This is a genomic window from Parvimonas sp. D9 (genome assembly GCF_035282565.1).
Lineage (GTDB): Bacteria > Bacillota > Clostridia > Tissierellales > Peptoniphilaceae > Parvimonas > Parvimonas micra.
Genome location: NZ_JAYKBM010000170.1, coordinates 1 through 266 on the forward strand (window position 1 = coordinate 1; position 266 = coordinate 266).

A 266-nucleotide genomic window follows, 5' to 3' on the forward strand; every position below is an offset into this window, starting at 1 on the left:
AGCCGGGCGAGGTTGTCCTTCTCCTCCTCCGACAGCAACGCGTCGTCAGGCCGCTGCTCGCGCAAGGCGTGGCACAGGAACGCATTGGCGGTCGCGTCGCCTGCCTTGCCCAGCCGGGCCTGGCTCAGCATGCCACTCTCGCGCACGGTGCGCAGCAGCGTGCCGGCAACGGCGGCAAGGTGCGCGGCGAGTTCGGCGTCGGTCTGGTCCATGCATGCGTCCTTCTGCATCAGATCACCGGCATCCAGTGGCCGAGGACCCGGTCT

1 pseudogene is annotated in these 266 nt (G+C 69.2%); it reads right to left on the reverse strand.

Annotated features, from left to right (window positions below):
* Window positions 1-212 (reverse strand): annotated as a pseudogene (locus VJI94_RS08440) (3'(2'),5'-bisphosphate nucleotidase CysQ); the annotation flags it as partial.
* Window positions 213-266 lie beyond the last annotated feature (54 nt).